21 protein-coding genes are annotated in these 24,379 nt (G+C 71.2%); 3 read left to right on the top strand and 18 right to left on the bottom strand.

Annotation, left to right across the window (positions count from 1 at the left end):
• Position 1: 1 nt before the first annotated feature.
• The 12 genes from RBJ65_RS03420 to RBJ65_RS03365 all read right to left on the bottom strand — a co-directional run bounded on the left by RBJ65_RS03420 (position 2) and on the right by RBJ65_RS03365 (position 10,545).
• Complete coding sequence (locus RBJ65_RS03420; protein WP_306317717.1) at positions 2-412, bottom strand: type II toxin-antitoxin system VapC family toxin; 411 nt, start codon at positions 410-412, stop codon at positions 2-4.
• Entirely contained in the window at positions 412-744 is a 333-nt protein-coding gene (locus RBJ65_RS03415; protein ID WP_306317716.1) for a type II toxin-antitoxin system Phd/YefM family antitoxin, read from the bottom strand. The genes RBJ65_RS03420 and RBJ65_RS03415 overlap by 1 nt, the downstream gene beginning before the upstream one ends.
• Before the next feature lie 73 nt (positions 745-817).
• Positions 818-1,513, bottom strand: a complete 696-nt coding sequence (locus tag RBJ65_RS03410; RefSeq protein ID WP_306317715.1) for an alpha/beta hydrolase — start codon at positions 1,511-1,513, stop codon at positions 818-820.
• 76 nt (positions 1,514-1,589) lie between these two features.
• Positions 1,590-2,474 carry an RNA polymerase sigma-70 factor gene (locus RBJ65_RS03405; RefSeq protein ID WP_306317714.1) on the bottom strand — a complete coding sequence of 295 codons (885 nt, stop codon included), beginning with the start codon at positions 2,472-2,474 and terminating at the stop codon, positions 1,590-1,592.
• Positions 2,474-3,025: a carboxymuconolactone decarboxylase family protein gene (locus RBJ65_RS03400; RefSeq protein ID WP_306317713.1), complete on the bottom strand. Its 552-nt coding sequence runs from the start codon at positions 3,023-3,025 to the stop codon at positions 2,474-2,476. The genes RBJ65_RS03405 and RBJ65_RS03400 overlap by 1 nt, the downstream gene beginning before the upstream one ends.
• Before the next feature lie 100 nt (positions 3,026-3,125).
• Positions 3,126-3,533, bottom strand: coding sequence for a cytidine deaminase (locus RBJ65_RS03395; RefSeq protein ID WP_306317712.1), 408 nt, complete (start codon positions 3,531-3,533; stop codon positions 3,126-3,128).
• Positions 3,530-4,795, bottom strand: coding sequence for an ABC transporter permease (locus RBJ65_RS03390; protein ID WP_306317711.1), 1,266 nt, complete (start codon positions 4,793-4,795; stop codon positions 3,530-3,532). The genes RBJ65_RS03395 and RBJ65_RS03390 overlap by 4 nt, the downstream gene beginning before the upstream one ends.
• Positions 4,792-5,928 (bottom strand): ABC transporter permease, encoded by a 1,137-nt coding sequence (locus tag RBJ65_RS03385; RefSeq protein ID WP_306317710.1) that lies wholly within the window; start codon positions 5,926-5,928, stop codon positions 4,792-4,794. The genes RBJ65_RS03390 and RBJ65_RS03385 overlap by 4 nt, the downstream gene beginning before the upstream one ends.
• On the bottom strand, positions 5,925-7,514 hold the full coding sequence (locus tag RBJ65_RS03380) for an ABC transporter ATP-binding protein (RefSeq protein WP_306318008.1): 1,590 nt from the start codon (positions 7,512-7,514) through the stop codon (positions 5,925-5,927). Before RBJ65_RS03380 ends, RBJ65_RS03385 begins: the two co-directional genes overlap by 4 nt.
• Positions 7,515-7,695: 181 nt before the next feature.
• Positions 7,696-8,751, bottom strand: coding sequence for a BMP family protein (locus RBJ65_RS03375; protein WP_306317709.1), 1,056 nt, complete (start codon positions 8,749-8,751; stop codon positions 7,696-7,698).
• Positions 8,752-8,974: 223 nt separating this feature from the next.
• A complete protein-coding gene (locus tag RBJ65_RS03370) occupies positions 8,975-10,036 on the bottom strand; it encodes a BMP family protein (protein ID WP_306317708.1) in 1,062 nt (353 codons plus the stop codon).
• Positions 10,037-10,176: 140 nt separating this feature from the next.
• Positions 10,177-10,545, bottom strand: coding sequence for a trypco2 family protein (locus RBJ65_RS03365; protein WP_306317707.1), 369 nt, complete (start codon positions 10,543-10,545; stop codon positions 10,177-10,179).
• A 186-nt stretch (positions 10,546-10,731) separates the two neighbouring features.
• Here RBJ65_RS03365 and RBJ65_RS03360 point away from each other — a divergent pair, with 186 nt between their 5' ends.
• Complete coding sequence (locus RBJ65_RS03360) at positions 10,732-11,814, top strand: serine protease (RefSeq protein ID WP_306317706.1); 1,083 nt, start codon at positions 10,732-10,734, stop codon at positions 11,812-11,814.
• Entirely contained in the window at positions 11,736-15,818 is a 4,083-nt protein-coding gene (locus RBJ65_RS03355; RefSeq protein WP_306318007.1) for a ubiquitin-like protein Pup, read from the top strand. The genes RBJ65_RS03360 and RBJ65_RS03355 overlap by 79 nt, the downstream gene beginning before the upstream one ends.
• Positions 15,819-15,890: 72 nt before the next feature.
• Here the strand turns inward: RBJ65_RS03355 and RBJ65_RS03350 are convergent, their stop codons facing one another.
• Positions 15,891-17,153, bottom strand: coding sequence for an amidohydrolase (locus tag RBJ65_RS03350; RefSeq protein ID WP_306317705.1), 1,263 nt, complete (start codon positions 17,151-17,153; stop codon positions 15,891-15,893).
• 247 nt (positions 17,154-17,400) lie between these two features.
• On the opposite strand from RBJ65_RS03350, the gene RBJ65_RS03345 reads away from it, so the two are divergent.
• Positions 17,401-17,994, top strand: a complete 594-nt coding sequence (locus RBJ65_RS03345) for a calcium-binding protein (protein WP_306317704.1) — start codon at positions 17,401-17,403, stop codon at positions 17,992-17,994.
• Between the two features lie 11 nt (positions 17,995-18,005).
• On the opposite strand, the gene RBJ65_RS03340 is transcribed toward RBJ65_RS03345, so the two are convergent.
• The 5 genes from RBJ65_RS03340 to RBJ65_RS03320 all read right to left on the bottom strand — a co-directional run bounded on the left by RBJ65_RS03340 (position 18,006) and on the right by RBJ65_RS03320 (position 24,257).
• Positions 18,006-19,190 (bottom strand): Cmx/CmrA family chloramphenicol efflux MFS transporter, encoded by a 1,185-nt coding sequence (locus RBJ65_RS03340; RefSeq protein WP_306317703.1) that lies wholly within the window; start codon positions 19,188-19,190, stop codon positions 18,006-18,008.
• A 309-nt stretch (positions 19,191-19,499) separates the two neighbouring features.
• Positions 19,500-20,555: a hypothetical protein gene (locus RBJ65_RS03335; protein ID WP_306317702.1), complete on the bottom strand. Its 1,056-nt coding sequence runs from the start codon at positions 20,553-20,555 to the stop codon at positions 19,500-19,502.
• Positions 20,556-20,626: 71 nt separating this feature from the next.
• The gene (locus tag RBJ65_RS03330) at positions 20,627-21,577 is read right to left on the bottom strand and encodes an N-acetylneuraminate synthase family protein (protein WP_306317701.1); all 951 of its coding nucleotides are present in this window, start codon (positions 21,575-21,577) and stop codon (positions 20,627-20,629) included.
• A gap of 14 nt (positions 21,578-21,591) precedes the next feature.
• On the bottom strand, positions 21,592-22,899 hold the full coding sequence (locus RBJ65_RS03325) for an N-acylneuraminate cytidylyltransferase (RefSeq protein ID WP_306317700.1): 1,308 nt from the start codon (positions 22,897-22,899) through the stop codon (positions 21,592-21,594).
• A gap of 56 nt (positions 22,900-22,955) precedes the next feature.
• On the bottom strand, positions 22,956-24,257 hold the full coding sequence (locus RBJ65_RS03320) for a DUF6716 putative glycosyltransferase (RefSeq protein WP_306317699.1): 1,302 nt from the start codon (positions 24,255-24,257) through the stop codon (positions 22,956-22,958).
• Positions 24,258-24,379: the final 122 nt, after the last annotated feature.

Genomic DNA, 24,379 nt, shown 5'->3' with positions numbered 1-24,379 from the left:
CTCAACGTCCCGGGCTGACCACGGGCAGCCGCAGCGCCTCGGCGCACTCGACCAGCCTCTTGTCGTATGCGACGAAGTACCGCACCGCCTGGCCGAGGCTCAGCGCCGCCGCGCAGTGCAAGGCTTCGAGCGACCGCAGCCGGCCCGTGTACGGGAGTCGGCCCGCCCGGTCGAACACGGCGGGGCGCAGACGTACGAGGGCGCAGTCGTCGAGCCACTCGTCGGCCTCCCGCCTGATGTCCTCCGCCACCTCACAGGCCGCCAGCGCGCGGCGGAGTTCGGTGCGGGTGAGGTCGCTGGTGAGGACGGCGAACGAGCCCTGCCGTGTCAGCCAGTCCTCCAGGGCCGCGGTCTCGGCCTCGGCCTTGAAGAGCTTGATCACCGCCGACGTGTCCAGGTAGATCAGCGCCACTACCGGTCGCCCTCCAGCTCGCGCAAGGACCGCAGCGCCTCGCTCGCCACGTCGCCGTCGGGCGAGGCCGGAGCGCGGCGCACCCGGGCGGTCTGCCGCGCCGTACGGGCACGGCCGAGCTCGGCCGGGTCGATGATCCCTTCCGCCGCCGCCTGGTTGATGGCCTCCTCGGCGGGATCGGGAGGCAGTATCCGGGCCACGGTCTTCCCGTGCCGCGTCACGACGATGGTCTCGCCGTGCTCGAGGCGCTTGAGTACGGCGGCCGCGTTGCGCTGCAGATCGCGGACGGTGATGGTGATGGTGGTGGTGGTGTGCGGCACCTCATCGCTCATGACGTACATCGTAGGATGTATGTCGCACAATGGGCCACAGCGTGCGCCGCCGAGGTCTGTGGAGGACGGGGAGTCAGCCCCCGGCGGCGAGTCCCACGAGGCACCGGGCCGTGCCCGCGGGGTCGACGGTCTGGTGGAGGTGGGCGCCTGGGAGCTGTGCCACGCGCCAGCCGCGAGCGCGGGCCTCGGTGGCGAGGTCCTCGTACGGAGGGCCGAACAGCAGGTAGGAGCAGGGGTGGTCGTCCCAGCCCGCGGGAACCGGGATGTGCTGCTCGTAGTAGGACAGGGGCAGGCTGGGCTGTTCCTCGGTGATCGTCCGCCGGACGCGCGGGTCCGGGAGCATGGGCGCGAGGTCGGCCTCGTCCCACCAGTCGGTCCAGCGCGGAAGCCGGCCGTCCACAGCCATCGGGCGGAGCGTCTCCAGCAGCTCCGCCGGAACGACGGGGGTCCGACCGGACTCGGCCGGCAGGGCGGCGTCGACGAAGACCGAGCCGGTCACCCGGTGATCGAGGCCCGCGCGGATCACCGGGAGGAACAGCCCCGCGTTGCTGTGCGCCACCAACACGACGGGCCGGTCCCGCGGAACCTGCCGCAGATCGTCCCGGACGACGTCCACCACGCGGGGCCAGAACGGCGGCGCGCCGTCTCCTACATGCAACAGGGACGGCACCCGTACCTGGTACCCCGCCGCCGTCAGGTGCTCGGCCACGGGGTGCCAGGTCGAGGGCCCCACGGATGGGCTGTGGACGAGAACGAACGTCGGCCTCATGCGTCGATCGTGCCCCAACTCCCCGCGCCGCGCGCCGTCTTGGCCGACAGCAGAACACTCCCCCGCTGCCTCCCCGCTACCGCCCCAACTCCGCCTCCTCGTCGATCCGCGTCAGCTTGACCGGGTTGCGGACCACGTAGATGTGCGTGATCCGGGCGTCCGACCCCGCGTCCGACACCACGACGCTCACGGCCGACGGTTCGCCGTCGAATTCGAGGCGGGCCGCGGGGGCCGCGTTGAACCACACGGGCGTGGCGGCCAGTTCGGTCACCCTGGTCCGCGCGCCCGCCAGCAGGTTCGCCACCAGGTCCACGCCGTGCAGCGGGACCAGCGCCGCCGCCACGTGGCCGCCGCCGTCCGCGATCATCACCACGTCCGGGGACATGACTTCCATCAGGGCCTGGAGGTCGCCCGTGCGCAGTGCCGACAGGAAGCGGTCCACGACGGTCTGTTGTTCCGTGCGCGTCACCGTCACGCGCGGCTGCCGCGCCGCCACGTGGTCGCGGGAGCGGCGGGCGATCTGGCGGACCGTGGCCGGGGTCTTGCCGACGGCCTCGGCGATCTCCCCGTACGGGACGTCGAAGACCTCGCGCAGGACGAAGACCGCGCGCTCCGTGGGGCCGAGGGTTTCCAGGACGGTGAGGAGGGCGATGGAGACGCTCTCCGCAAGTTCCACGTCGTCCGCGACATCGGGGCTCGTCAGGAGGGGTTCCGGGAGCCATTGGCCGACGTAGTCCTCGCGGCGGCGGGACAGCGTGCGCAGCCGGTTCAGGGACTGGCGCGTGACGATCCGGACGAGGTAAGCGCGCGGGTCGCGCACCTCCGTCCGGTCCGCCTCGGCCCACCGCAGCCAGGACTCCTGCAGCACGTCCTCCGCGTCGGCCGCCGAGCCGAGCATCTCGTAGGCGACCGTGAAGAGCAGGCTGCGGTGGGTGAGGAAGGGGTCCGACGGCGCTGCCATCACGCGCGGGCCGCCAACGGGATCTCGCACGCCTCCGAGAAGCCCTGCGAGCTGATGCCGTGGGCCGTGTTGCCGCGCGTCGAGAAGTTCACGAAGGCTATGTACGTGGTGAGTTCGACCATCGCCGCCGGGCCGAGGCTGTTCAGCAGGCTCGCGTACAGGTCGTCCGTGACCGTCGGCGGGGTGTTCGTCATGGCCTCGGCGTACTCCATGACGTCCCGCTCCAGCGGCGCGAAGGCGTCGGACTCGCGCCAGCGCGGGACCTGGCTGGCCTTGGCGAGGTCGAGCTTCTCGTTGTTCGCCTGGAAGTAGCCGATGTCGAGGCACCAGCTGCACCCGACCTGCGCCGCCACCGCCATATGCGCGAAGGACTTCAGGGTCGCGTCCGCCGCGTCCCACTGCGCGACCTGGCGGCCGAGACCGAGGCCGTCCTGGGCGACCTTCGGGTTGTGCCAGAGCACTTCGGCGGGCTCCATGACCGCGCCGAGCTGGTGGACCATGCCCTGCTTCAGTTCCTCGGGGAGTGCTGCCTTCTCGATGCGGAGTGCCATGGTGGCCACCTTCCTTCAGTCCCTGGCCGGGCGCTTCCCGGCCGTTCGACATGAAGACACCGCAGGGCCCGCGCGTGTGACATCCGCACGGACCCTCAGGTCAGTGCAGGTCCTCGGGACCGAACGCCTCGGGCAGCATCTCCCCCAGCGTCCGCACCCCCGCCGCCGTCTCCATCCGCAGCTCCCTGCCCCCGAACTCGTACAGCAGCTGCCGGCAGCGACCGCACGGCATGAGCAGTTCGCCCTTGCCGTCCACGCACGTGAAGTGGGTGAGCCGGCCGCCGCCCGTCGCCACCAGCTGCGACACCAGTCCGCACTCCGCGCACAGGCCGAGGCCGTACGAGGCGTTCTCGACGTTGCAGCCGGTGACCGTGCGGCCGTCGTCGGCGAGGGCCGCCGCGCCGACCGGGAAGCCGGAGTACGGGGCGTAGGCGCGGGACATCGCGTCGCGTGCCGCCTGCCGCAGGGCCTCCCAGTCGACTGTCGGAGACGTAGACGTAGACGTCACGCGCCCTGGCCCTTCCGGTACGGCTGGCCGTTCGCCCTCGGCATCCGCAGGCGCTGTGCCGAGAAGGAGAGGACCAGCAGCGTGGCGATGTACGGGACAGCGGTCACGAGCTGCTGCGGGACATCGTCGGTGGTCGCGTACCAGGCTGCCGCACCGGCCGCCGCGACGGCGCAGACGACACCGGCGACGTACTTCTTCTTGACCAGCGTCCAGATCGCGGCGATCAGGAGCAGCATCGCGACCAGGAGGAGCAGCGCGTGCACGTTCTCCGTGCCGCCGCGCAGCCGGAGGCTGTCGGTGTAGCCGAACAGGCCCGCGCCGAGGGCGAGTCCGCCCGGCATCCAGTTGCCGAAGATCATCGCGGCGAGGCCGATGTAGCCCTTACCCGCGGTCTGGCCCTCCAGGTAGAAGGGGTTCGCGACGATCGACAGGAACGCGCCGCCGAGGCCCGCGAGGCCGCCGGAGACGATGACCGCGAGGTACTTGTACTTGAGGACGTTGACGCCGAGGGACTCGGCCGCGACCGGGTTCTCGCCGCAGGAGCGAAGCCGCAGGCCGAACGGCGTGCGCCACAGCACCCACCAGGTGAGGGGGATGAGGGCCACCGCGATGATCGTGAGCGGGGAGAGGTCCGTGACCAGGCCGCCGAGCAGGCCCGCCACGTCCGAGATCAGGAACCAGTGCTTCCCGTTCAGCGTCGACAGCCAGTCGGCCAGGCCGGGGACGGTGAACGTGCCGAGCGAGTCGACCGGCGGGGACTGCTTGGTGGTGCCGCCCTCGACGCCCTCGAACGTGAAGTTGGAGAGGTAGCGGGTGGCGCCGAGCGCGAGGATGTTGATGGCCACACCGGACACGATGTGGTTCACGTTGAAGGTGACCGTGACGGCCGCGTGCAGCAGCCCGCCGAGCGCGCCGCCGATGATGCCGGCGCACACGCCGACCCACGGGCCCCACTGGTAACCGGCCCAGGCGCCGAACCACGTGCCGAGGATCAGCATGCCTTCGAGGCCGATGTTGACCACGCCCGCCCGCTCGGACCACAGGCCGCCGAGGCCCGCGAGGCCGATGGGGACGGCGAGTTGGAGGGCGGTGGACATCTGGCTGACGTTCGTGATGCCGTCGGCGTCCGTGATCAGGCGGACCACGGAGGTCAGGATCAGGACGCCCGCGACGGCGAGCATCAAGGCGGGCAGGGAGAGCTTGCGGCGGCCGCCCGGTGCGGGCTGCGACGCGGCCTTCTTGTCGACGAGGACCGTGCTCATCGGGCAGCCACCTCCTTCTTCAGTTCGTTGGGGTTCTCGCCCGCTGCGACGGCGAGTTCGATGCCGACCCTGCGCTGCTGGCGCCGCTGGCCCCAGACGCGTACGGCCTCGTAGGAGACCACCACGGCGATCGTGATGATGCCCTGCATGATGACCGCGATCTCCTTGTCGTAGCCCTGGAGGTCGAGTTCCTGGGACGCCTTCTCCAGCCAGGAGATGAGGAGGGCCGCGAAGGCGATGCCGACGGGCGAGTTGCGGCCGAGCAGGGCGATCGTGATGCCCTGGAAGCCGATCGTCGTCGGGAAGGTCAGCGAGTACGTGTGGGTGTCGCCGAGGAGGAGCGGGAGGCCCGCCAGGCCCGCGAGCGCGCCGGACACCAGCATCGCCGTCAGGACCATGCGCTTGGCGTCCACGCCGCTCGCCGCGGCGGCCGACTCGGAGGCGCCGGTCGCGCGCAGGTCGAAGCCGAAGCGGGTGCGGCCGAGGACGAACCAGTACGCGACACCGAGCAGCGCGGCGATGACGACGAAACCGTAGATCTCGCCCGCCGCCCCCATGTCGATGCCGGGGAACCAGCCGGACTCGTGCATCACGCCGGTCGTCTTGTTGTTGCCGACCTGCACGCCGAAGACGCTGGGCAGGTAGAGGTAGCCGATGAGGCTGGACGCGATGGAGTTCAGCATGATCGTGGCGACCACTTCGCTGACGCCGCGCGTCACCTTCAACAGGCCCGCGATGCCCGCCCACATGGCGCCGGTGAGCATCGCGATCAGGATCAGCATCGGGACCTGTACGAAGCCGGGGAGCGCCACCTTCGCGCCGACGATCGCGGCGACCACGGCGGCGAGCCGGTACTGGCCGTCCACACCGATGTTGAAGAGGTTCATGCGGAAGCCGATGGCGACCGCGAGCGCGGCGAGGTAGTACATGCCGGCCTGGTTGATGATCAGGACCTGCACGTCCGAGAACGTCGCCTGCTCGAACATGATGCTGTACGGCTCGATCGGGGACTTGCCCGAGGCCAGCAGCACGACCGAGGTCAGGACGACGGCGGTCACCAGGGCGATGACCGGGCCCGCGACACCGAGGAGCAGCCGCTCCCTGTCGAACTTCTTGGTTACGGACTTGGTCATCGGGACTCGTCCTCCGGCTCGCGCGCTGCGGGGACCGCAGGCTGTTCTACGTGTTCCAGGTGACCGGATGCCGCGCCCGTCATGGCCGAACCGAGCTCCTCCGGCGTGATCGTCGCCGGGTCGGCGTCGGCGACGAGCCGTCCCCGGTACATCACGCGGAGGGTGTCGGAGAGGCCGATCAGCTCGTCGAGGTCGGCGGAGATCAGCAGCACCGCGAGGCCCTCGCGGCGGGCCTCGCGGATCTGGTCCCAGATCTGGGCCTGCGCGCCGACGTCGACGCCGCGCGTGGGGTGCGCGGCGATGAGGAAGCGCGGCTTGTGGCTCATCTCCCGTCCCACGATGAGCTTTTGCTGGTTGCCGCCGGACAGGGACGCCGCGGTGACGTCGATGCCGGGGGTGCGGACGTCGTACTCCTCGACGATGCGGCGGGTGTCGGCCTGCGCCGCCTTGATGTCGAGGAGGACACCCCTTTCAGAGCGAGTGTTCGGCTTCTCGGTGACGTGGCCGAGGATGCGGTTCTCCCAGAGCGGCGACTCCAGGAGCAGGCCGTGCCGGTGGCGGTCCTCGGGGATGTAGCCGATTCCCTGTTCGCGGCGCTTGCGGGTGGGCCAGGCCGTGATCTCGTCGGAATCCATGCGGATGGTGCCGGAGTCGGCGTGCTTGAGGCCGATGAGCGCGTCGATCAGCTCGGTCTGCCCGTTGCCCTCGACGCCCGCGAGGCCGAGGACCTCACCGGCGTGGATGGTGAACGAGATGTCGTCGAGCAGCGGACGGCCGCCCTCGGCGTCGAGCCGCAGGCCCTCGACGGTCAGCACGGCGCGGTCGGTGACCGTCGACTCGGCGGTCTCCGGCGTGGGCAGTTCGGAGCCCACCATCAGCTCGGCGAGCTGCTTCGACGTGGTCTCGGCGGGGACGGCGGTGCCGACCGTCGTGCCGCGCCGGATGACGGTGATCTCGTCGGCCACGGACAGGACTTCGCCGAGCTTGTGCGAGATGAAGATGACGGACAGGCCCTCGGCCTTGAGCTCGCGCAGGTTGTCGAAGAGCGCGTCGACCTCCTGCGGCACGAGCACGGCGGTCGGCTCGTCGAGGATCAGGGTGGTGGCGCCGCGGTAGAGGACCTTGAGGATCTCCACGCGCTGCCGGTCGGCGACGCCGAGGTCCTCGACGAGGACGTCCGGGCGCACGTTGAGGTGGTAACGCTCGGATATCTCAAGGATCTTGCGGCGGGCCCTGGCCCCGATCCCGTACAGCCCCTCGCTGCCGAGGACGACGTTCTCCAGGACCGTCAGGTTGTCGGCGAGCATGAAGTGCTGGTGCACCATGCCGATGCCGCGCGCGATGGCGTCGGCGGGCGAGGAGTACGTGACGGCGGTGCCGTCGATGGCGATGGTGCCCTCGTCCGGCTTCTGCATGCCGTAGAGGATCTTCATCAGCGTCGACTTGCCCGCACCGTTCTCACCGACGAGGGCGTGCACGGTGCCCTTGTGGACGGTGAGGTGGATGTCGTGGTTGGCGACGACGCCGGGGAAGCGTTTGGTGATGCCGGTCAGTTCGACGGCCGGCGGGCTCTGTGACGCGTTGATGGCGCACTCTCCTGGGACGAAGAAGGGGGCCGGGCGCCGCTGGCTGCGCTGGAGCCCCTACGTCTGCGAACGGGGCGCGGTGGGAACCCTCGTGTCCGCGGCCTCCCGGCCGTCGACACAGGTTCCCCGCGCCCCGTTCCGCACTCATGTCGCCGCGGTTACGGCGCGGTGCTGTGCGTGCTTACGGCTTGCTCTTGACCTTGATCTTGCCGCTGGTGATGCCCGACTCCGCGGTCTTCAGCGCCTTCTGGATCTCCTCGTCGCCGGAGAACTTCGGGTTCGAGTCCGCGAGGCCGACCTCTCCCGACTTCAGGTCACCGGTGACGATGCCGGTCTCGGGCTTGCCATCCTGGACCGACTTGGCCAGGTTGTACACGGCCTCCGACACGTTCTTCGTCGCCGAAGTCAGAATGCTGTCCCGGTACTTGGCGAGGGCCTTCTGCTCGTACTGGTCCGAGTCCACGCCGATCGCCCAGACCTTCTTCGCGGCGGCGGCCTGGATGACGCCCTGACCGGACAGGCCGGCCGCGTGGTAGACCACGTCGGCGCCCTTCTCGATCTGCGCCGCGGCGGCGGTCTTGCCCTTGTCGGGGCTGGAGAAGCCGCCCTCGTCGGCGGTCTCGGTCAGGTACTGCCGGACGACCTTGGCCTTCGGGTTGGTGTCCTTGACGCCCTGCGTGAAGCCGGCCTCGAACTTGTGGATGAGCGGTACGTCGACGCCGCCGACGAAACCGACGGTGTCGGTCTTCGTCGCCTTCGCCGCGGCGACACCGGCGAGGTAGGAGGCCTCCTGCTCGCTGAAGACGAGGTCGGCGACGTTCTTCGCCTTGACGGTGGAGTCGTCGACGATGCCGAAGGTGGTGTCAGGGAAGTCCTTGGCGGCGGCCTTCACGGCGGGCGCGTAGGCGAAGCCCACGCCGATCACCGGGTTGTAGCCGTCCTTGGCGAGCGACTTGAGCCGCGCGATCTTGTCCGCGTCGGTCTCACCGTCGGTCGGCTCCTGGTCCTCGCCCTTGTAGCCGAACTCCTTCTTGGCCTTGACCATTCCGGCGTACGCGGCGTCGTTGAACGACTGGTCGCCGCGGCCACCGACGTCGTAGGAGATGGCGATGCCCGCGGACTTGCCACCGTTCTTGTCCTTGGCTGCCTCGCTCGACGTGCCGCCGCAGGCGGCGAGGGAGGCGGCGAGGGCGAGGGTCGCAGTGCCTGCGAGCGCTGTACGGGAAACCCGGCGCATGGAATGAGCTCCTAGAGGTACAGAGATACGTACGTACGAGCACCGACGACGGAGACGACGGACCGGACGGCGCTGGCTTCGCCGCAGATTAACGCGCGTAGAACGCGCGTTGAAGACCCTCGGGGAGACCGTTATCGCTCCGTTCCACAAAACCGCGCTCCGGATTCCCGCGGAATCCGGAGCGCGACGAGGGCCGTGACCACGGCCAGGACCACGGCGGGGGCTACGGCTTGGTGGCGACCTTCACCTTGCCGTCGACGATGTCCTTCTTGGCCTTCTCCACCGCGTCGGCCAGGCCCGGGATCTCCTTGTACTTCGGGTTGGTGTCGGTGACTCCGACGCCGCCCGCCTTCAGGTCGAACCGGGTCACACCGGACAGCGGCTTCTTGTCGTGCACGGACTTGGCGAGCTCGTACACGGCCCGCCCGACGTCCTTGGTCGCGGACGTCAGGATGTAGTCCTTGTACTTGGCGAGGGCCTCCTGCTTGTACTGGTCGGAGTCGACGCCGATCGCGTACTTCTTCTTCGCGGCGGCGGCCTCGATGACGCCCTGCCCGGACAGGCCCGCCGCGTGGTAGATCACGTCGGCGCCCTTCTCCAACTGCGCCGCGGCGGCCGTCTTCCCCTTGTCGGGGCTGCTGAACCCGCCCTCCTGAGCGGTCTCGGTCAGGTACTGCGTCAGCACCTTCACCTTCGGGTTGGTGTCCTTGACGCCCTGCACGAAGCCGGCCTCGAACTTGTGGATGAGCGGTACGTCGACGCCGCCCACGTATCCGACGGTGTCGGTCTTCGTCGCCTTCGCCGCGGCGACACCCGCGAGGTACGAGCCCTGCTCCTCGCTGAAGACGAGGTCGGCGACGTTCTTCGCCGTGATCGTCGAGTCGTCGATGATGCCGAAGGTGACCTTCGGGTAGTCCTTGGCGGCGGCCTTCACGGCGGGCGCGTAGGCGAAGCCGACGCCGATCACCGGGTTGTAGCCCTTCTTCGCGAGCGACTTGAGCCGCGCGATCTTGTCCGCGTCGTTCTCGCCCTCGCTGGGCTCCTGGTCGTCGCTCTTGTATCCGAACTCCTTGTCGGCCTTCACCATGCCCGAGTACGCGGCGTCGTTGAAGGACTGGTCGCCCCGGCCACCGACGTCGTAGGAGATGGCGAGCCCGAGATTCTTGTCCTTGGCGTTTTCGCTCGCCTTGTCCGCGCTGGTGCCGCCGCAGGCGGTGGCGGTGAGAGCGAGACCGATGACGGCGGCCGACAGGCATGTGAGCCGGGACGTACGAGATGCGCGCATGGTGGACTGCTCCTTCGTCAACACGCCGTACTGGGCGCTGAGTTCGGCGGAGCGTAACGCGCGTAGAGATGGCGGGTAAGTGGGTTGCGCGGCGCCGTTATGCATTTGTGCCGGGGGCGGTTACGCGACGGTTAAGGACCTCACCGGGTGCGTTCGGGGTCGACGGCGTCCGCGACCCGCGCGGGACGGCCGGTGGCCGGGTCCACGGGCTTGAGGACCACCTTGAGGCGCTGACTCGCCGCCGTCGACCGGCCGCCGCCGACGCCCGCGCCGAGCACCCACACCTTGATGCTCCCGTCGGCCTTCCTGTCCCGCCCGACCGTGACGCTGAACTCGACCTCGACATCGCCCAGTTCGAACTGGAGCGGCGCCGCGCGCCCCCGGTTCACGGCCTCGACCAGCTGGGCCCGGACGGCGTCCACCACATCGGCGAGCTCCATCGGGGCCGCCACGTCACCCGCCTGCCCGGACGGGAGCGGGGACGCAGCGGGGTCGGTGCGATTCCGCATGGGGCCTCCTGGAAACGGGGCTGCCGGCGCGCGCGTCCCCATGACAGCACGGGGCGTCGGCGGCGTACAGACAACGGTTCCCGTGACCCGGCCACGAACCCCGTGGCCCGGCCACGAGCCTTGCCGGGGGTGGTGCCGTGCCCGAGAATGGCGGCAGGTGACGGCCCTTCAGGATCGGGAGCGCCCGTGCCCCAGCCTCCGATCGGAGTTCATCCGCGCATCGACCAGGTGGTCGAGGTCCTGAGCGGTGGTGCGTACGGAACCGGCTACCGCATCTCCAAGCGCTTGGTCGTCACCGCACGCCATGTGGTGCCGGAGGGGAGCGCGATTACGGTCCGGTCGCACACGGGCGACGTCACCACGGACCTGACGGCCGAGGTCGCCTGGCGGGCCGAGGCCGCGGAGGTCGACATCGTCCTGCTGCGCCTCTCGGGGGCCGTGCCCCGCACCGTTCTCGCGCCCGTGGCCTTCGGCGACCTCACGCTCGCGCCCACCACGCAGGTGGACTTCGAGGCCATCGGCTTCCCGGCGCACAAGGCCGTGCGGCTGCTGGACGACGTCACGCTGCGCGACACCGACCACGTGCTCGGGACCATTCCGGCGGGCGCCAACGCGAAGGCCGGGGTGCTCGACCTGCTGCATCCGGGCCGTGTCCACACCATGGGCGACGCGTGGAAGGGGATGAGCGGCGCCGCGGTCTTCGCGCGGGACCATCTGGTCGGTGTGGTGACCGAGGCGGAGCGGGCGGACGTTCCGCTGCGGGCCCTGCCCGTGACGCTCGCCGTCGGCTGGCGGGAGGGCCGAAAGCGGGTGCCCGAACCCGCGAGGAGCGTGCGCGCCCTGCGGTCGGTCCTCGCCGCCGACGGGGTCCCCGCGCGCCCCGAGCCGGTGCGGCTGCGCACCGCGTACGGGAGCCACATCCGCAACATCGTCGGGGAAGCGGGCGACTTGCTCGCGAGGCGGAACTCGCGCGCCTGGCCGAGTTCGCCCGGTCGGACCGGGGCTACGAGTGGTGGACCGGGGACGCCGTGGCGGGCAAGACGGCCCTGGCGGCGCACTTCACCGTCGACCCGCCCGACGGAGTGGACGTCGTCGCCTACTTCGCACCCCCACCGCACCAGCACCCAGGCATGTCGTTCACCAAGGCCGTCTGCGATCAGCTGGCCGCGCTCACCGGCACCCCGGCACCCGTGTTCGCCCAGACGGAGGACCTGTGGGCGCTCTGGGACCGGGCCCGCGACGCGGCCCGGCTGCGGGACCGCCGCCTGATCCTCGCCGTGGACGGACCCGCCGGGTCCGACGATCACGCGTCCCCCGTACGCCTGTTGCCGTCCCAGGTGGACCGGTACGCCAAGGTCCTGGTGCTGACCCGCCCGGTGCCGCGCTCGGCGCTCGGGGCCCCGCGGGGACACCCGCTGCTCTCCCAGAAGCGGTGCCCTCAGGTGGAACTGGCGACGAGCCCGCACGCCCGGCTCTTCCCCCTGAACCGCACGGGCGACCTGGACACGGCGAAGCAGACGGCCTTCCAGAGCCGGCCGGAGGACATCGACGCGATCCTGGGCGCGATCGACGAGATCCTCGAAGCCGACCCCGAGGAGTTCATCCACAACTACGTCCAGCGCAACGGCAATGGAGGCGGGCAGTACCTCGCGCTGCTTCAAGCAGCGGTGGAACTGCACGGCGCGCCGTCCGTGGCGCTCGTCATGCAGTACCTGACCCGCGAGTACCAGGCATTGGGCGTGTACGACGAGGTGGACCTCGGCGCACTGCGCGACGCCGTCCGCAACCAGTTCGGCGTGGAACTGGCCCGGACCTTCTCGGGCGCGCTCACCAGCACATCGGACTTCTTCTCGCTGTGCGAGATGGCGATCGACGGCGGCTTCCACCTCTGGGCCGAACTCGACGCGGGCCGCATGACCCCGCAGGCGGACGCCCGCGAGGACGCCCTGCGCGCCAACGTCCTCGCCGGCGACTACCTTCTCGCGCAGCGGGATCTCGACGCGGCCGTCGACCTCGACCCCGGTCGCGAGCAGCGGCTCCGGGAGGAGTTCGGCTTCCTGTCCCTGGCGCACGAGGACGACCGTGAACTGGTCGCGGGGCTCTGGGCCCAGCTGGCCGAGGGCAACGACTTCCCGCTGAACGCGGGCCCTGTCCGGGACGTGGAGGACGTGGTCCTGCGGGTCAAGCCCACCGGCACAGCGCCTTCGGACACCGCCGGATCCGCCCCCGCGGCCGTCACCCCGCCCAGACAGCCCCAAGTCCTGCGCAAGAGCGAGGAGATGGAGCCCGCGGACGCGCTGCGCGAGCTGCTCGACTCGATCTTCGCTCTCGACGACGCGCACCGTGAGGTCCTGCTGGGCTGGCCGGGCTGGCGCGCGGCGGCCCCCGCCCCCGCCCCTGGCCGCACCGCGACCGTCGACTGCCTCGCCAATGGCCCCCGGCGCGCCCGCTGCCGCGTCGGCCTGATCGACCCCGGGCGTCCGCTGACCCTCGCGGACCTGGCGGAGTCGCTGGTCACGACCGGCGACATGGAGCTGGAGCAGCAGCCGGACCACCTCGTCTTCATCTCCCCGAGGAACGACCCGGATCCCGGACTCGCGGACCGGCTCGGCTCCTCGGCGCTGAAGGAGAAGTACCCGTTCACGGTGCAGGTGTGGAGCCCCGCGAGCGGGTTCGCGGACCTGATCGGGCAGCGTCCCCGGCTGTACGCGTACGTGTACGGCGACAGGCCACCACGGCGGGCGCCGGGGCAGACGCGCGTACCGCTGTCGGTGTGGGGCGAGCGGCTCGCGCCTCGGCTGCGCGTGGGGCCCGCCTGGCGGCGCTATGTCGAGGACCCGTTCCTGCACTGCCTGACCAGCGAGGACCCGGACCACTTCGACGAGGTGTTCAGGCAGCGGGTGGAGCTGCGCGCGATGGACGGGCGGGGCCGACTCCTCGACGGCACGCTCACGGAGCAGATCATGGACTGGCTCAGGACCGACGAGCCCAGCCTCCTCGTCCTCGGAGAGTTCGGGGAGGGCAAGAGCTTCTCCACGTACAGCCTGAGCCGGCGCCTGTGCCAGCTGCTGAAGGAGGCGCCCGGCAGCGGCGTCTTCCCGCTCCGGCTGCCGCTGCGCGAACTGCACAAGGCGGGCGACGCCCGCCGGCTGCTCGACCGGCGCCTCGCGGAGATCGGCGGGGACCTGCACGGCTGGCGCGAACTCACCCGCAGGTTCCGGACGCTGTTCATCCTGGACGGGTTCGACGAGATGTCGGTGCAGCTGACCCCGCGGGCGATCAGCCGGAACATCATCGCGCTGAGCGAGTGCTACCGCACGATCCGCGAACTCAAGGGCTCCAAGGTCATCATCACCTCGCGCGGCCGGTTCTTCGACGGAGGACGGGACGAGGAGCGGCTGCTCGACCGCATCGGGCGGCCCCGCGCCCTGCACATCGCCCCGATCTCCCGCGCGCACCGCATCGGCTACCTCCAGAAGGTCGCCTCGAAGACGCAGTCGACGCGGAAGCTGGACAACCTCCAGCGCCTGTACGACCCGATCGGCCTCGCGGCGAAGCCGCTCTTCCTCCACATGATCGCGGAGACCCTCGACAAGCTGCCGACCGACGAGTTCAGCGAACTGATCCTCTACCGCACCTACGTGAACGAGAGCCTCAACCGCAAGATCGACCTCCTTGAGGACACCCAGCTCCACACCTCGCGCGACGACTTGGTGGAGAAGTTGCAGGACGTGCTCTCCGAGGTCGCCATGCGGCTGCACCGCTCCCCGCTCAAGCCGGTGTTCCTCAACGACCTGGACGACGAGCAGGACGGCGGACTCGCCGGGATGCTGTGGAACATGCGGGCCGACGCGGCGCCGGAGGGCCCGTCCGCCGAGGTGACGGCGGACGCGACGGCGCGCATCGGTATCCGCTCCCTGCTGAAGGCGGTTCCGGTGGGGCCGATGGACCGCTGGCCGGTGGACTTCTTCCACCGGTCGATGCGCGAGTACTTCGTGGCACGCGGCATCGTCACCGCGCTGCGCGGCGACGAGGAGAAGGCGCGCGACGTACTCGGCTCACTGCCGCCCCAGCCCGAGATCACCCGGTTCGTGGCCGAGCTCCTCGCCGACTCGGACGACGCGGAGCTGACGGAGCGGCTGCACGACCTGGCCCGTTCCACCCGCCCCGGCAGGTCCGACGACTACCTCGGCGGACACGCGCTGACGCTGCTCAACGCGCACTGCGCCCGCCTGCCGGACGACATCTGGTCGGGCCTCTGCTTCGACTACGCCTGGTTGCCCGACGCCGACCTCAGCGGCATGGCCTTCCGGGGCTCCTCACTGCGGCACGCCAACCTCGACAACGCGAACCTGGAGAACAGCGACTTCACCGACGCGGACCTGACGGGCGTACGCCTGGAGGAGACGTCCCGCGTCTTCGGCCTGACCACGACGGGTTCGCAGCGCATCTTCGCCGGTTACGAGGACCGGTCGATCCGCGAGTGGGTGCTCAAGGCGGGCGAGCAGCTCGAAGTCCGTACCGTGGCGACGCTCGCACACCGTGCGGAGCGGCTCCACTGCACCGCGTCGGACACGCTGATAGCGCTGGGCGGGAGCCGGCTGACGGTGCTCACGTACGCCTCGCCGGAGAGCCGGGTGCTGGCGACGTTCAAGGTCAAGTCGATGTTCCGGCCACCCGCCTTCCACGGCGACTCCACGCTGCTGGTACAGGAGGACAACTCCGGTTTGGCGCAGGCCATTTGGTACGTCCCGGCCAAGCGCCGCGGGTACGGCGCGCAACGCCTGGGGGACTATGTCGACTCGGCCCAGGTGCACGGCGCCGTCGGCCTGGTGGCCACCACCGAGGGGGTGCTGGTGTTCGGCCCGCCGGGCCAGGAGAACCGGCCGGTGAACCTCCATGAGCTGCCGGGGCTCAGCTCCGTCGCGGTGACCGGCACGGCCGACACCGGGTTGACGCTGGCCACGGGGCACGACGACGGAACCGTACGGCTCTCGCGGCTGTCTCCCGACGGATCGGGTTTCTCGCGCGAGGAGCTGTGGACCCGCGCCCTCCACGACGGCGCCGTGTCCTCACTGGCCTTCTTCGACGACGGCAACCTGGTCAGCGGCGGCCTCGACAAAGCGGTGTGCGTCACCCCGCTCGCGGCCGACGACCACCACCACTCCAGGCGTCTCTTCCTGAGCATCCGCTGCCAGGGCATGCGTCTGGAGGGGGTCTGCGGCGACACCGAACAGGCACGTCTCAGGGAGATCGTCGCCAGGTACCAGTAGCACTCGCCGCCCCGGAGCAATCAAGCCCCTGCGGCGATTGAGCAGCGGGGTCCGGGGCGGAGCCCCGGCTCTTCAGCCCGCCGCGGCGGTATCCATCAGCGCCGCCGCCGTGAACAACTCCACGCCCACCGTGATCGCGGACTCGTCCACGTCGAAGTCGCCCTGGTGGAGGTCGCGGGAGCCCCGGTCGCCCGGGGGCTTCACGCCGAGGCGGGCCATCGCGCCCGGGACGTGCTCCAGGTACCAGGAGAAGTCCTCGCCCCCCAGGCTCTGTTGGGTGTCCTCGACGGAGTCGACACCCCGGCGGGCGACCATCGCATCCCGCAACAGGTCCGCCACCCCCGGCTCGTTGACCACCGGAGGTACCCCGCGGATGTAGTTGACGACCGGCTTGGCGCGGTACAGGTCGGCGATCTCCTGGATGGCGCCGTGCACGAGGTCGGGGGCCTGACGCCACGCGTCGAGGTCGAGGCAGCGCACCGTGCCGGACAGCTCGGCGTGCTGCGGGATCACGTTGCACGCGTGCCCGGTCTCCAGGCGGCCCCACGTGACGGCGAGCCCCGAGCGGGCGTCGACTCGGCGGGCGACCAGCGCCGGCACCTCTGTCGCGACCTTGGCCGCGGCCGTGACCAGGTCCGTGGTGAGGTGCGGGCGCGCGGTGTGCCCGCCGGGGCCGTCGAGCGTGACCTCAAGACGGTCGCAGGCGGACGTGATGGGGCCCGGGCGGATACCGAGGCGGCCCGCGTCGACCTTCGGGTCGCAGTGCACACCGATGATCTTCCGTACGCCGTCGAGCACCCCGCACTCGATCGCGTCCGGGGCGCCGCCCGGCAGCACCTCCTCCGCGGGCTGGAAGATCAGCCGTACGGGATACGGCAGTTGACCCTTGCGGTGCAGCTCCGCGAGGACGAGCCCGGCGCCGAGCACGACCGTGGTGTGCACGTCGTGACCGCAGGCGTGCGCCCGGTCCGGCAGCGTCGACCGGTACGTACAGTCCGACTTGGTGTCGGGGATGGGCAGCGCGTCGATGTCCGCGCGCAGCGCGAGCATGCCGCGACCGCCCCGCCACTCACCGTCCTGCGTGCCGATGTCACAGATGAGGCCGGTGCCGATACTGAGCACGCGCGGCGCGAGCCCGGCCTTTTCGAGGCGGGTCTTGAGCGCGGCGGTGGTACGGAACTCCTGATTGCCCAGCTCTGGGTGCATGTGCATGTCGCGCCGGAACGCGACGAGTTCGGCGCGGAGCGCCTCGGGCAGCGCACCCGGAAGTGCGGTGCCCGGCACGGATTCCCCGGGCTTGTCGGCCTCTGACTCACGGGACTTCAACTGGTTCACCCTGTGAAGGGTAGGGCGATGCAGCGGCCAACTAACCCGCGATCAACAAAAGTTCAGCCCAAATGACGTAAGAAATATGGCCGCGATGCGCATGTGGATCGCGCAGGGAGGGTATGACCACTCTTTCCCCCAGCGCCTCTCACGCGCCTGACCTGCGCCGAGTCCTACCAGTTTCCGTACGTACCGGCATCCGTCCGCTCCTCTTCCGCGAAGAGGTACGCAAGACAGCAGACGGAAGAAGGTCATCATGCGCAAGCGAACACGCCCTCGGTCCCGCGCCTCCTTCGGCGCCGCCCTCGCGTCCTTCGCCCTCGCCGTAGCGGCCGCGGGGACCGCTGCGGCCGTGCCCGGCGCCGCGCCCGCCCCGGCCGCCGACCCCGTGTACTGCATGGGTCAGCAGGCGACCGTCGTCGGCACGGAGGGCCAGGACTTCGAGACGGGCACGGCGGGCAACGACGTCGTCGCGCTGCTCGGCGGCAGCGACACCTACGCCGACGCGGGCGGCGACGACCTGGTCTGCCTCGGATCCGGCAACGACCAGATGGGCGCCGACTTCGCGTTCGTGACCGGGGCCGACACGGTGGACGCGGGCCCCGGCGACGACGAGGTGTTCGGCTTCGACGGGGCGGACACCGTGTTCGGCGGCGACGGCGTCGACCGCCTCATGGGCGGCAACGGCCAGGACGACCTGCGCGGCAACGCGGGCGACGACACCCTCAAGGGCGAGGGCGCCAACGACTCGCTGATCGGCAACACGGGCAACGACAACGCGGACGGCGGGGCCGGGACGGCCAACAAGTGCGCGGCGGAGAGCGAGGTCAACTGCCAGCTCGACCCGTGAGCCCGTAAGGGTCAGTCGTCGCACACGGGGGACGGGACCCGCGCCCGCACCGCGCCCCGTCCCCCACCGACGGCCGCCACCAGGAACGCCACCGCCACCAGCAGCGCGCTCACCCCCATCACGCCCCGGTATCCGCCCCCGCCCCCGATCGCGAGCCCGCCGGCCCAAGGGCCCAGCGCCGCGCCGACGTTGAGCGCCGCCGTCGCGAGGCCGCCCGCGAGGGTGGGCGCGCCGGACGCCGCGTACAGGGCGCGTGCGATGAGGGTGGAGCCGACCGCGAAGGACAGGGCGCCCTGGACGAAGGCGAGGACGAGGGTCGCCGCGACGCTGCCCGCGGCGAGCGCGAACAGCACCCAGCCGAGCAGCAGCGCCGCCCCGCCGACCACCAGGACCGGCACCGGCCGCGCGTCCGAGAGGCGGCCCGCCGCGCTCACCCCGACGAACGAGCCGAGCCCGAAGAGGGCGAGAAGCGCGGGTACCCAGGCCGGGTCGACCCCGGTCACCTCGGTGGCGACCGGCGCCAGGTACGTGAACGTACAGAACGTGGCGCCATTGACCAGCGCGCCGAGCAGCAGCACCGTCAGGAGGCGCGGGCCGCGCAGGGCCCGGAGTTCGGCGCGCAGGGCGCCGCGCGGCGCCGCGGGACCGGCATCCGCTGCCGGGACCGACCGCAACACCGCGATCAGCGCCGGTACGCAGATCAGCGCGACGGCCCAGAACGCGGCACGCCAGCCGAGCAGCCCGCCGAGCAGCGCGCCTCCGGGCACGCCCGCGACGCAGGCGAGGGTGGTGCCGCCGAGCAGGATCGACGTGGCCCGGCCCTTGGCGTCGGGCGCGACCATGGTCACCGCCGTGGCGAGGGCGACCGCGAGGAATCCGGCGTTGGCGAGCGCCGCGACGACGCGGGTCGCGAGCAGCACGGCGAAGCTGGTGGTGAGCGCGCCGATCACGTGGACGACGGCGAAGGTGAGCAGAAAGCCGAAGAGGGCCGGGCGGCGGCGCCAGCGCACCGCGAGGACGGCCGTGAGCGGCGCCCCGACGACCATGCCGATCGCGAACGCGGACGTCAGCGAACCGGCGGCGGGGATGGATACGCCCAGGTCGTGGGCGATGTCGGGGCCGAGCCCCGAGAGCATGAACTCGGATGTTCCCTGCGCGAAGACGGCGAGGGCGAGGAGGTGGAGAGCGAAAGGCACGACGGACTCCGGGACCGTGGAACGGGGTGGTGGTCGCGGTGCGGCGGGCCGTGCGGTGGCTACGCGGAAGTTGGCCACCGGACGGGGGCCGGTGGCCGGAGTCTGTCGGATTCGGGGGTGGTCACAAGGGGTGAGGGTATGTGGTGCGCCCGCACCGTCGCCACCGGGTTTCCCGCGCCCACGCCACGGGGCTCCGCCCCGGACCCCGCGCCTCAAACGCCGGCGGGGCTGGATTGGCCCGCGGGGCTGGATTGGCCGGCGGGGCTGGATTGGCCGGCGGGCTGGATTGGCCGGCGGGCTGGATTTGGCTCACACCGCCCGCACCGCTCCCCTCGCCGACCCCGAGATCCCCGCCAGGAATCCCTGCGCGTGGTCGGACACGCCCTGGCGCAGCCACGCGGGGTCGATCTCGCAGACGGCGACCCGGACGCCCGTGCCGGCGAGGGCGATCGGGAGGGTGTGGACGACGGTCGACGGGAAGCTGAGGATCGTACGGCCTATGGGGCCGCGGCGGGCGATCAGTTCCAGGGGGAGGTCGGGGCGGACGATCTCCAGGCCGGTCTCGGTGGCGAGGCGGTGGAGTTTGTCGGCGCTCTCGCGGCGGTGCGCGAAGTAGCGGGTGGCGCCGTGGGCGCGGGCCAGTTCGCGGACGGCCTGCACATAGCGGTCGAGGTCGACGACCCCCGTCTCCACGAGGGACGTTCCGACCAGGTCGGCGCCGCGCGTGACGCGGGGCGGGCCGAAGCGGGCGCGGGTCCAGGCGTAGTCGTTGGAGCCGACGGTGACGCCTTCGGGGACGTCCTCCACCGGCATCGACGTGAACACCGACACGGACGCGCGCCGCGCGTGCCCGGCGAGCCTGCGCCGCGCCGCCGCCGCGACGGGGCCGAAGACGAGGTCGCGCGGGCCCGCCTTGCCGCCGCGCCTGTGCCAGCGCACGAGCCGTTCGCCGCGCGCCAGTTGGGCGACGAACTCCATGGTGGCGGTGCCGTCGTCGACGACGACGAGTTCGCGGGCCCGGGTGATCGTGAGGAGGAGTTGTACGTAGCGGGAGAACGGGTCGCCGAGGACTATCCGGTCGGCCCTGCGCAGCGCTGGGGCGAGCCCGCCGATGGTCTGGAAGGGCGCGCTCGCGCCGCCGCGGGCCTCTTCCCAGCGCACCATATGGCCTTCGGTACGCGCCAGTTGGGCCATGCGGCGCAGTTGCCCCCGGGTCATGGGGTCGGTGGGCGAGAGCACCACGACGGTCGCGGCGACCGCCTCGTGGTGTGCCCACTCCAGGACGTTGAGGAGCTGCACGGGGCTCTCGACGAAGCACAACGTGCTGCCACTGCTACGGCCACTGCTACGGCCACTGCCGGACATGCGGGCCCTCCCGAGGGCGCCGGGGCGGCCCGGCGCGCGGTCAACCGCGCCGGACCGCCCAGGGGTTGAGGTCACACACCCACCGGCTCACCGGCGGCGACGGCGATCTCCGCCTCGGCGACGACGCCCGGCACGCGGCGCAGCTTCTTCATCGGGCCGAGCTCGGACTCGTACACCTTCTTGACGCCGTCGCCGAGCGCCGTCTCGATGACGCGGATGTCGCGCACCAGGCGCTCCAGGCCCTGCGGCTCGACGGAGGCGGCCTGGTCGGAGCCCCACATGGTGCGGTCGAGGGTGATGTGGCGCTCGACGAAGGTGGCGCCGAGGGCGACGGCGGCGAGCGTGGTCTGGAGGCCGGGCTCGTGGCCCGAGTAGCCGATCGGGACGTTCGGGAACTCGTCCTGGAGCGTGTTGATGACGCGCAGGTTGAGCTCCTCTGCGACCGCCGGGTACGTCGACGTGGCGTGGCACATCAGGATGTTGTCGGAGCCGAGGACCTCGACGGCGTGCCGGATCTGCTTCGGCGTCGACATGCCGGTGGAGAGGATGATCGTGCGGCCGGTCGCCCGGAGGGCGCGGAGGAGTTCGTCGTCCGTGAGGGACGCGGAGGCGACCTTGTGGGCGGGGACGTCGAACTTCTCCAGGAAGGCGACGGCCTCGGTGTCCCACGGGGACGCGAACCAGTCGATGCCGCGCTTCTTGCAGTACTCGTCGATGGCCCGGTACTCGTCCTCGCCGAACTCGACGCGGTGTCGGTAGTCGATGTACGTCATGCGGCCCCAGGGGGTGTCGCGCTCGATGTCCCACTGGTCGCGCGGCGTGCAGATCTCCGGGGTGCGCTTCTGGAACTTGACGGCGTCGCAGCCGGCGTCGGCGGCGACGTCGATCAGCCGGAACGCGTTCTCCAGGTCGCCGTTGTGGTTGATGCCGATCTCGCCGGTGACGTAGACGGGGCGGCCGGGGCCCGCCTCGCGCGAACCGAAGGAGCGGATACGGGAGTTGGCGGCGTTCTGAGCAGACATGTTTCTTGCGTTCCTTACTTGTCGAGGGAGTCGAGAGAAGGGCCGAGGATCCAGCTGGCGATCTCTCGGATCGCGCCTTCGCCACCGGGGACGGTGGTGACGGCGCGTGCGGCGCCGCGCACGACGTCATGAGCGCTCGCGACCGCCACGGGCCAGCCCGCGAAGGCGAAGCACGGGAGGTCGTTGACGTCGTTGCCGACGTAGAGCACGCGCTCCGGCGCGATGCCCTGCTCCTCGCACCACTGCTTGAGTGCGAGGTCCTTGCGGTCGATGCCGTGCAGGACCGGGATCTTGAGCTTCCGGGCCCTGGCGGCGACGACCGGGTTCTGTTCCGTGGACAGGATCAGCAGGTTCAGGCCGCTCTTGCGGAGGGCCGCGATGCCGAGGCCGTCACCGCGGTGCACGGTGACGAACTCCCGTCCGTCGGAGTCGATCAGCACCTTGTCGTCGGTCTGGGTGCCGTCGAAGTCGAGGACGACCGCGTCGACGTCTTCCTTGGAGGGGAGGACGGATTGCTGGTCGAAGAGGGGGGCCAGCGCGCGGGCGCGCGCGAGGTCGTGCGGGTCGTCGATCTCGAGTACGCGCGCGGGGTCGGTGCGCACCAGTTCGGTGCGGCCGAAGAAGCGGTGCTCGTGGCGGCGGAACCCGGTGGTCTCCATGCCGTAGACGGCGCCGGTCTCCAGGAGGTCCTGGGGGCGGTCCTGGCGCATTTGGCGCTGCGACTTGTCGTGGTTGACGCCGTAGCCGCCGCCGGTCGCCGTCTTCCGGTCGGCGAGGACGGCGACGCCGCCCTCGACCGCCACCTTCTGCACGGCGGTCGCCTGCGGTTCGTCGTCGGCGTCGCGCCATACGAAGCCGTGGAAGGGCGCCACCGTGAGCGCGCTGTCGGCGCCGCCGTCGAGGATCGCGCGGACCACCGCGTCGATGTCCTCCCGTACGAGGAAGGGGCTGGTGCACTGGACGAGCAGCACCACGTCGACGGCCGCGCCGTGCAGCGCCTCGTGGGCGTCCATGGCGTGCAGCACGGCCGCCTCGGAGCTGGACTTGTCGCCCGCGATGGCGACGGGCCGGGTGACGACCTCGGCGCCCGCGTCCCGCGCGGCGGCGGCGATCGCGGTGTCGTCGGTGGAGACGACGACGTCGGTGACGTGCCGGGTGGCGAGGCACTCGCGCACGGCGCGGGCCACGAGGGGCACGCCGCCGACCGGTGCGAGGTTCTTGGCCGGCACTCCCTTGGAGCCGCCGCGTGCGGGGATCACGGCGAGGACGCGGCGTACGGGCACGGGAGCGGGGGCGGCCGGGACCGTCTCAAGGTCGGTCATGTGCGCTTCTCCTTCAGGGAGTCGGTCATTCCTCAGAGGCGGGTCCACAGGCGGGGTCACAGCTCCCCCATCCGCCGGATCACGGGGGCGACCCGCTGCACGCCGTGCCGGTAGGCGCCGCGGGCGGCCCGGCGCACGACCTGCCGCACGGGGCCCGGCGCCCGGTCGGCGGCGGGCGCTCCGGGCAGCGGGCTGCCGTCGGGCGCGAGGTGGTGGCGGGCGAGGACGCGCGGCAGATAGCCGGGGGCGGTGGTGCGGCTGTAGTAGGGCGCGAGCGGCGGCCGGTCGCGGTCGAGCAGGGCGGCGACCTTGGCGCGCGCCCCGTCGAAGGCGTTCTCGTACGTGCCGTCGGCGGCGACCCCCTGCCGGGCCAGCCATCCGGGGTCGGGCTCGGGCAGCGCGCCGTCGTCCAACTGGTCCCAGGACACGAGGCAGTCGGACCCGGTGAAGTGGTGGTTGCCGAGCGCTTCGCGCACCCCGAGGTCGGTGAGCAGCGCGGTCGGGACGCGCCGGTGCAGGGATTCGAGTGCGGCGGTGGAGCTGACCGTGACGAGCAGGTCGGTGCGGTCGAGGACCTCGCCCATGTTCCCGTACACGAGGCGGAGGTTGGGCGGGAGTTCGCGGCGCTGCGCGAGCTTCTGGTAGGGGATCTCCTCGATGTGCGTGGTGTGTTCGCCGGGCCTGCTGCGCAGCTTGAGCAGCACCTCGCGGCCGGGGTGCGTCCCGGCGTGCCGGATCAGCCGGTCGAGGAGGTACGCGCGGTCGGCCGCGGTGTCCGGCACGGACGGCTGGGCGGCGAAGGTGACCGTGTACGGGTCGCGTACGCCGTCGTAGGGCGCGCCGCCGAGGAACGGCAGCGCGCACTCGGTGACGGCGGCGGCGTCCGCGCCCACCCCCTCGTACACGGCGCGGAACCGCTCGGCGTCGTACGTGGAGTTGGCGAGCACCACGTCGGCGCCGTGCCGCAGCAGCAGTCCGTCGGCCAACTTCTCGTAGACGACGCCGACATAGCCGGTGACGACGACGGGGCGGCGGGCCGCGGTGCGCCAGGTGTGGGCGAGGCCGTGGAGCATGGCCTGCACTCCCCCGCCGACGAGGGCGAGGACCACGACGTCGTAGGCTTCTGGCCGCATGTCGCGCAGGAACTCGACGGCCGTGACCTCGCGCAGGCTGTCGGCGCGGACGCCGACCTCGCGGAGCTGACGGGGCGTCGGGGTGGCGCGGCCGCGCAGCAGGTAGCCGTCGAGGGCGACACGGTCGGGGGCGATGCGGGAGGCGGTCAGCGACCCCCATTTCCACCGGGTGTCGGAGTCCGCGAGCACGGCGACCCTGAGCTGCTTTTCGTTCCTTACTGGCACATCGAAGAAGTTAGGAAGCAATTCCGAGGGGCGGCCCAACCGGAGTGCAACAAACGGTTAACAGCACACCGACGAATGGCGAATCGGCCCGGGAAATGCCCTGCGCCAGGGCCGGTTCACGG

The sequence above is a fragment of the Streptomyces sp. KL109B genome, from assembly GCF_030766935.1.
GTDB lineage: Bacteria > Actinomycetota > Actinomycetes > Streptomycetales > Streptomycetaceae > Streptomyces.
The sequence above is the reverse complement of the archived record's forward strand: the minus strand, read 5'-3'. Positions and strand labels throughout refer to the sequence as shown.

What these genes read in the sequence shown, in the direction of transcription:
- RBJ65_RS03415 (WP_306317716.1), bottom strand. Translation starts at nt 744, where the DNA reads ATGAGCGATGAGGTGCCGCACACCACCACCACCATCACCATCACCGTC.
- RBJ65_RS03410 (WP_306317715.1), bottom strand. Translation starts at nt 1,513, where the DNA reads ATGAGGCCGACGTTCGTTCTCGTCCACAGCCCATCCGTGGGGCCCTCG.
- RBJ65_RS03405 (WP_306317714.1), bottom strand. Translation starts at nt 2,474, where the DNA reads ATGGCAGCGCCGTCGGACCCCTTCCTCACCCACCGCAGCCTGCTCTTC.
- RBJ65_RS03400 (WP_306317713.1), bottom strand. Translation starts at nt 3,025, where the DNA reads ATGGCACTCCGCATCGAGAAGGCAGCACTCCCCGAGGAACTGAAGCAG.
- RBJ65_RS03390 (WP_306317711.1), bottom strand. Translation starts at nt 4,795, where the DNA reads ATGAGCACGGTCCTCGTCGACAAGAAGGCCGCGTCGCAGCCCGCACCG.
- RBJ65_RS03385 (WP_306317710.1), bottom strand. Translation starts at nt 5,928, where the DNA reads ATGACCAAGTCCGTAACCAAGAAGTTCGACAGGGAGCGGCTGCTCCTC.
- RBJ65_RS03375 (WP_306317709.1), bottom strand. Translation starts at nt 8,751, where the DNA reads ATGCGCCGGGTTTCCCGTACAGCGCTCGCAGGCACTGCGACCCTCGCC.
- RBJ65_RS03370 (WP_306317708.1), bottom strand. Translation starts at nt 10,036, where the DNA reads ATGCGCGCATCTCGTACGTCCCGGCTCACATGCCTGTCGGCCGCCGTC.
- RBJ65_RS03365 (WP_306317707.1), bottom strand. Translation starts at nt 10,545, where the DNA reads ATGCGGAATCGCACCGACCCCGCTGCGTCCCCGCTCCCGTCCGGGCAG.
- RBJ65_RS03345 (WP_306317704.1), top strand. Translation starts at nt 17,401, where the DNA reads ATGCGCAAGCGAACACGCCCTCGGTCCCGCGCCTCCTTCGGCGCCGCC.
- RBJ65_RS03335 (WP_306317702.1), bottom strand. Translation starts at nt 20,555, where the DNA reads ATGTCCGGCAGTGGCCGTAGCAGTGGCCGTAGCAGTGGCAGCACGTTG.
- RBJ65_RS03330 (WP_306317701.1), bottom strand. Translation starts at nt 21,577, where the DNA reads ATGTCTGCTCAGAACGCCGCCAACTCCCGTATCCGCTCCTTCGGTTCG.
- RBJ65_RS03325 (WP_306317700.1), bottom strand. Translation starts at nt 22,899, where the DNA reads ATGACCGACCTTGAGACGGTCCCGGCCGCCCCCGCTCCCGTGCCCGTA.